Origin of the sequence: Streptomyces sp. NPDC059456 (assembly GCF_042750055.1) — a bacterium.
Classification (GTDB): domain Bacteria; phylum Actinomycetota; class Actinomycetes; order Streptomycetales; family Streptomycetaceae; genus Streptomyces.
Genome location: NZ_JBHYVA010000499.1, coordinates 1 through 6,369, shown reverse-complemented (window position 1 = coordinate 6,369; position 6,369 = coordinate 1). Strand labels below are relative to the sequence as shown.

General features: G+C 72.0%; 6 protein-coding genes. 2 read left to right on the top strand and 4 right to left on the bottom strand.

The window, feature by feature from the left end; genetic code table 11:
- Positions 1-77: 77 nt before the first annotated feature.
- The gene (locus ACFXA3_RS31560) at positions 78-842 is read right to left on the bottom strand and encodes an amino acid ABC transporter ATP-binding protein (protein WP_385192306.1); all 765 of its coding nucleotides are present in this window, start codon (positions 840-842) and stop codon (positions 78-80) included.
- Between the two features lie 11 nt (positions 843-853).
- Positions 854-1,783, bottom strand: a complete 930-nt coding sequence (locus tag ACFXA3_RS31555) for an ABC transporter substrate-binding protein (RefSeq protein WP_385192309.1) — start codon at positions 1,781-1,783, stop codon at positions 854-856.
- Between the two features lie 726 nt (positions 1,784-2,509).
- Between ACFXA3_RS31555 and ACFXA3_RS31550 the strand changes: the two genes are divergently transcribed.
- Positions 2,510-3,541: an amino acid ABC transporter permease gene (locus ACFXA3_RS31550; protein WP_385192303.1), complete on the top strand. Its 1,032-nt coding sequence runs from the start codon at positions 2,510-2,512 to the stop codon at positions 3,539-3,541.
- A gap of 189 nt (positions 3,542-3,730) precedes the next feature.
- Here the strand turns inward: ACFXA3_RS31550 and ACFXA3_RS31545 are convergent, their stop codons facing one another.
- Positions 3,731-4,288 carry a winged helix-turn-helix domain-containing protein gene (locus ACFXA3_RS31545; protein ID WP_385192300.1) on the bottom strand — a complete coding sequence of 186 codons (558 nt, stop codon included), beginning with the start codon at positions 4,286-4,288 and terminating at the stop codon, positions 3,731-3,733.
- A 225-nt stretch (positions 4,289-4,513) separates the two neighbouring features.
- The gene (locus tag ACFXA3_RS31540) at positions 4,514-4,597 is read right to left on the bottom strand and encodes a putative leader peptide (RefSeq protein ID WP_376195854.1); all 84 of its coding nucleotides are present in this window, start codon (positions 4,595-4,597) and stop codon (positions 4,514-4,516) included.
- A 569-nt stretch (positions 4,598-5,166) separates the two neighbouring features.
- Here ACFXA3_RS31540 and ACFXA3_RS31535 point away from each other — a divergent pair.
- Complete coding sequence (locus ACFXA3_RS31535) at positions 5,167-6,291, top strand: acyl-CoA dehydrogenase (protein ID WP_385192297.1); 1,125 nt, start codon at positions 5,167-5,169, stop codon at positions 6,289-6,291.
- Positions 6,292-6,369: the final 78 nt, after the last annotated feature.

The following is a 6,369-nucleotide window of genomic DNA, read 5'->3' as shown; positions in this document are numbered from 1 at the left end:
CCTTACTGTGTCTCGGGATGCGATTTGGGGCTCTACCCCCCCGCCCCCCCCCCCACCCGGGCAGGGCACCACCGCGTTCAGAGGACTTTGGAGAGGAAGGCGCGCGTACGGGCGTGGCGCGGGGCGTCCAGGACGGCTGCGGGCGGGCCTTGCTCGACGATCGCACCGGCGTCCATGAAGACGACGGTGTCGGCGACCTCGCGCGCGAACCCGATCTCATGCGTCACGACGACCATGGTGGTCCCGGCGCGGGCCAGGTCCTTGATGACGTCGAGGACCTCCCCCACCAGCTCCGGGTCGAGCGCCGAGGTCGGCTCGTCGAAGAGCAGCACCTTGGGTTCGAGGGCGAGCGCGCGGGCGATGGCCGCGCGCTGCTGCTGCCCCCCGGACAGCTGGAGCGGATAGGCGTCGGCCTTGTCGGCGAGGCCGACGCGGTCCAGCAGCCGTCGGGCCGTTGCCTGCGCCTCCCGTCGCGGGCGGCGCAGCACGGAGACCGGGGCTTCGACGAGGTTGTCCAGGACGGTGAGGTGCGGGAAGAGGTTGAAGTTCTGGAAGACGAACCCGATGCTGGTGCGCTGCTTCAGCACCTCCTTCTCCTTCAGCTCGTACAGCTTGCCGCGGGAGCCGCGGTAGCCGATGAGTTCGCCGTCGACGCTGATCCAGCCGCGGTCGACCTTTTCCAAGTGGTTGATGGTGCGCAGGAGCGTGGACTTCCCCGAGCCGGAGGGGCCGAGGATCACGGTGACTTCGCCGGCGTGGACGTGCAGGTCGACGCCGCGCAGCACTTCGAGCGGCCCGAAACTCTTGTGGACTCCGCGCACTTCCACCATCACGTCGTTCACGGCCTCGCCCCTCACGTGTGCTCGGCCGGGTTGATCTGAGACGTGTCGATCGCGGAGGCCGTGGTGCCCCACTTCTTCAGGATGCGCGTGTACGTGCCGTTCTTGATGAGCTCGTTGACAGCGGCCTGCAGGGCGCCGGTCAGCGGTGAGCCCTTCCTGAAGGCGAAGCCGACGTCGAGGCGGTGGTACTCGCCGAGGAAGGTGGTGTGTGCGGCGGGCTGCGCGGCCTGGTGGCGCAGGCCGTTGATCGTCGACATGACGACGTCGATCCGGCCCTGCTGCAGGGCGGTGGTGACGGCCCCGGTCTCGGCGAAGACCTTCACCTCGTACGGCTTCTTGCCGGCGGCGGCGCAGACGCCCTTCTGTGCGGTGAGGGTCTTCTCGAACGTCGTGCCCGCGCCGGTGCCGATGGTCAGGCCGCACAGCTGGGTGAGGTCGGAGACCTGCGCGGTCAGGGTGGTGTTGCCGGTCTTGACGGCGAATCCCTGCCCGTCGTTGATGTAGGTGACGAAGTCGATGGTTTTCAGGCGTTCGGTGGTGACGCCGAAGTTGCCCGTGCCGAAGTCGTACTTGCCGCTGCCGAGGGCGGGCAGGATCGTCTCGAAGGAGGCGTCCTGGCGCTCCAGTTTCACGCCGAGGACCTTGGCCACCGCGTCGGCGATGTCGATGTCCTGGCCGGCAGGCGGCTTGTCCTGCCCGTTCGGGTAGTACGCCGAGGGAGGGGACCCGACGGAGCTGCCGACGCGCAGGGTGCCCGCCGCGCGGACCTCGGCCGGCAGCAGGGCGGCGATCGGGTCCACGGTCCGTACGTCGGCGACCGGGTCGTCGGCCGCCGCGGAGTTCACCGGTGCACCCGCACCGGCGGGGGCTGCGTCACCGGAGGAGCCGCAGGCGGTCAGCGCCAGGAGGGGCAGGAGGGCGAGGGCGGCGGCGGTGCGCATGCGGGTGCGGATCCCGTTCCCGGGGAGGTTCACGGCGGGAAGGCCTTTCCGTTGCGGGGCATGGGGTGGTGTGCGGAACGGGCGAGGGATCACGCGTCCGGGCACGACTGAAGGGCCGTTGGTGCGGCGGGCGACGGCGGGACGGCACGAGGAACGTGCGGGCGATGCGGGCGTGACGGCGCGAGGGGCGTCGAAGGAGGTTTCGGGGCGGCGGCAGCGCACGGCGGGACGTGCGCCAGCGTGCCTCGTACGGCTCGCCGACCGCGCCCGGTGGTGGGCGAAGGAGGATCTCGGCCCGCGACGGGGTCACCGAGGGAGGGAAGGGCCGATCAGCCAGCCCGCTGCCGCGTCAGGCGCAACACGCCGCGGACCACACGCGACCGAAGTCGATGTAGTCGCGCGAAACAAGGCGCTGATGGGCAGTCATGCGACTACTTGACCAGTACATGCGGCTCCTCGTCAAGCAAGGGCCCGAATGCCGGACGGCCGGTGGCCGGCCGGGCCCTGCATGGTTGACACGGCCGGGCCCCGGGCACATACGATCGACGCCGGAGCGGCTCCGCCTACGCGGGGCCCCTCCGCCCGCGTTGAGGGACGCGGTGGGCGTGACGACACGAGCAGCCGATCCCGGCAGCACGGATTCCCCGCGGAGTTCGTGCCGTACTTCCGCGCGCCGTGCCGCCGGGTGGTCATCCACGCCCGCGCCCCTTCCCTGGAGAGCCTCCCATGGCCACCCCGCCCGATGTCTCCGCCGTATCCGACACCACCGCCCCCGCTCGCGACGGGGCGCCCACCGCACCAGCCGGGCGCGCACAGGCCCACGACACCGCTCTCGGGGCCGAACCGCCGCTGATCGTGCCGCGCCGGCGGATCGGCCGCCGGCTGTCCGCCGTCGCCGCCCTGCTGGTCTTCGCGATGGTGCTGGTCTCGGTCGTTCGCAACGAAGCCTTTCAATGGGACGTCGTGGGGCGGTACTTCACCACTGCCGCCGTTCTCGACGGGCTGCTGCTCACCCTCTGGCTCACCGGTGCGGTGATGGTGCTCGGCTTCCTGTTCGGCACCGTGCTCGCGGTGATGCGCCTGTCCGCCAATCCGGTGCTGCGCACGTTGAGTTGGGGCTACGTGTGGATCTTCCGCTCCACCCCCCTGCTGGTGCAGCTGCTGTTCTGGTTCAACATCGGCGCGCTGTACCCCACGCTCGGCCTCGGCATCCCGTACGGACCTCAGCTCTTCTCCGTCAGGACGGTGAACCTGCTGGGCCCGACCCTGACCGCTGTCATCGGTCTGACCCTGCACGAGTCCGCGTACGCGGCCGAGGTGGTGCGCGGCGGCATCCTCTCCGTGGACCCCGGGCAGACGGAGGCGGCACAGGCGCTCGGTCTGAGCAGGCGCCGCACCCTGCGCCGCATCGTCGTTCCCCAGGCGATGCGTTCCATCGTGCCGACCGCGGGGAACATGCTGATCGGCACGCTGAAGGGCACCAGCATCGTCAGCGTGCTGGCCGTGCACGATCTGCTGTACTCGGTGCAGCTGGTCTACAACCAGAACTACCAGGTGATCCCGCTGCTGTTGGTCGCCACCCTCTGGTACGTCGCGACCACGACCCTGCTGAGCGGGGGCCAGTACTACGTCGAGCGGTACTACGCCCGCGGCACGTCCCGCAGCCTGCCGCCCACGCCCACGCAGCGACTGCGCATCCGCGTGACCACCCTGCGCGCACGCCTGCACGCGCTGACCGCAGCCGGCGGCGGGCGCTGATCCACGGCCTGCCCCGCTCGGCGGGGCAGGCCCGCCCCGCGGGATGTGAGACCGGGGGAACGGCTCACGGCGGGCAGCCGGAAGCACCGCCCAGGCCCCCGGGAGGGGCGGTCGCCGTCATGGCGGGCGGTGCGGCAGGCGGGGAGTCGGCCGCCGCCGGGGTTCCCCGTCCCCGGCGGCGGCCTGTGGTCAGTGCTGCTCGGGAACGTACTTGTAGCCGACGCGGCGCACGGTGGAGATGCGGTCCCGGTAGGCGGGGCCGAGCTTGCGGCGCAGCCGGGCCACGTGGACGTCGACCGTACGGCCGTCGCCGATGTGCCCGTAACCCCAGATGCCCGAGATGAGGGCGTCACGCGTGTGGACCGTGTACGGGTGGGACACGAGGTGGGCCAGGAGGTCGAACTCCAGGTAGGTGAGGTCCAGTTCGCACCCGTCGAGCTCGACCAGCCGACGCGCCCGGTCGACCCGGATCGCGTCGTCGTGCTGGACGGGTTCGGGCTGCGGGGCCGGTTCCGGCTCGGGGGCCTGAGGCAGTCCGGGCCCGAGGGGGTGGACCTCCGGGCGTATGCCGTGCGCGTGCATCAGCGCGACCGGGTCGACGTTCGCCGGCAGGAAGACGAGGTATCCGACGCGAGCGCCGTCGGTCTCGCCGACGGGGACACCGGGCGGGCGGTCGCCCACCAGCTGGAGGCGCGGGGCCGGGGAACGACGGACGGCGGGCGCGGGTGCGGGAATTGCGGTGGTCACGATGAGCCCCTTCGGCTGCGCGGAGTGAGATACGGATGCCGGGTGTTCGGGCAGGTCAGGGCGCGAGGGTCTCCGTGACGGAGCCGACCGGGAGGATCGGCACGTCACGCGCCGGACCGACCCGCACGGCCCAGACGGCCGGGGTCACGAAAGGCGCGGTGCACGGAGACGATGCGGCAGCCGGAACGCCGGCGCGCATCGAGGAAATGCCCTGACGGAGAAGCCCTAGAAGGGGCGGCAGACGGCGCTGGCCACGCGACGGAAGTCAACGTGCCTGCGGCGTACGAGCAACGGCTGCGACGGGGACATGGGCACATCCTGAGGTGCCGTGTGGACCTGCGTCAATACTTCCCTACTGGTTGCATAGGAAAGGAGTGGACACGGGTACCCGTCTCCATGATGAGTTGCAGGCCAACCTCCTTTGTACACAACGTTTCTGACGGAGTGACACCCGTAGCGACACGACTCTCCACGGACCTGGATCGTCTCCCATTACGAGATCGACTTGTCCATGATGCGGTCACGCTCTTGCCCGGAAGGTCGCTTCGGGCGAGTATCCCTATCAATCCGATGGGAAAAGTGGGGATTGGGAGTCCTGCCGACCGCCCCGTCCGGTCGCGGACGTCTCGCGCACCCATCGCCTTCCCGCCCCCGCGCACCTCCCCCACCACTCAGCAACCGGCCGACGCCGCCCGACAACGTTCCGGAGTAGCCGACATGACCACCGTCAACGCCCGCCGCACCGCCGTCCGCCCAGCCCCCGCGTCACAGGGCTGCACCGGGGCCTGCCGGTGACGCCCACGCGGACGGCACCCGTTCCCGCCGGCCACCGATCCGACGAAGAGCGGCGCCGCGCGCTCCTGCGTACCGCGTGCGATGTGGCGGACGACCTGGCCGCGGACGCCATCGCCCGCGATCAGGCCGGCAAACCGCCCACCGACGAGACGGCCCGGCTGCGCGAGGCCGGCCTGCCGGCGGCCCTCACCCCGCCCGGGCCCGGCCGCGGGGCGGACTGGCGCACCGGATGCGCCGTCATACGTGAGGTCGCGGCAGCGGACGGCTCGGTCGGCGAACTCCTCGCCCGCCACTACGTGCACGCCTGGAGCGGACGCTTCTACGCGGATCACGAGCACGCCGCCGCCCTCGAAGAGGAGTCGGTCCGCGAGCGGTGGCTGTGGACCGGCGCGGTCCGCACTCCCTCCCCCCACCACGACGCCGAAGGACCGGACCTCACGCTGAGGCCGCGCACCACGGGCTACGTACTGAGCGGGCACCGGTGCGTGGACACGGCGGTGGCGGCCGCCGACCAGATCGTGGTGGACGCCGTCTGCGCCGCGACCGGCGACGTCCTGGTCGTGCGGATCCCGGCCGACGAACGGGGGGTGACCGTCGAACCCGACCACGATCGCCTCGGGCAGCGGGTCGCCGGCGCGGGCCGGCTCGCCCTCGACCGGGTCGCGGTCACGCCGGGGCAGGTGCTGGGACGCCGGCCGCACGACGAGGAGTCGACCGCGCCCGTCACCGGGCTCGCGGAACCGGCGCTCCGGCTCGCCCTGTGCCACGTCGCCCTCGGCGTCGCCGAGGGCGCCCTGACCGAAGCGCGCGACCTCAACCGGGCCGGCCGCGCACACCGGCTGCCGGGTGAGGACCCGGACCTCTTCCTGACGTACGGGGAGCTCGCCTCCGCCACCCAGACGGCCACCGCCGTGGTCGATCGGGCGACGGAGGTGATGGCCCGGGCCCTCGCCGCGGGTGCGCAGCTCGACGCCGAGGCCTCGGCGGGCGTCGCCGCGCTGGTCGCCACGGCCGAAGCGGTCATGTCGAAGGCCGCCCTGCACGTCACCGCCCAGGTGCTGGAACTCGCCGACGCCCCCGGCCTGGACCGGTTCTGGCGCAACGCCAGGGTCCTGACGGCCCACCGCCCGGTCGCGCAGCGGCTGCGCTCCGTCGGCGAGCACTATCTCAACGGCTCCCACCGCGCAGCGGCGGCGGTTTTCCACTGACGCGGGGCCCCCGGGGACGGGGCCGTGACCCCCGTGGGTCGCCGCAGGCCGCCGGGCGCGCATACCGGCCCGGCAGCC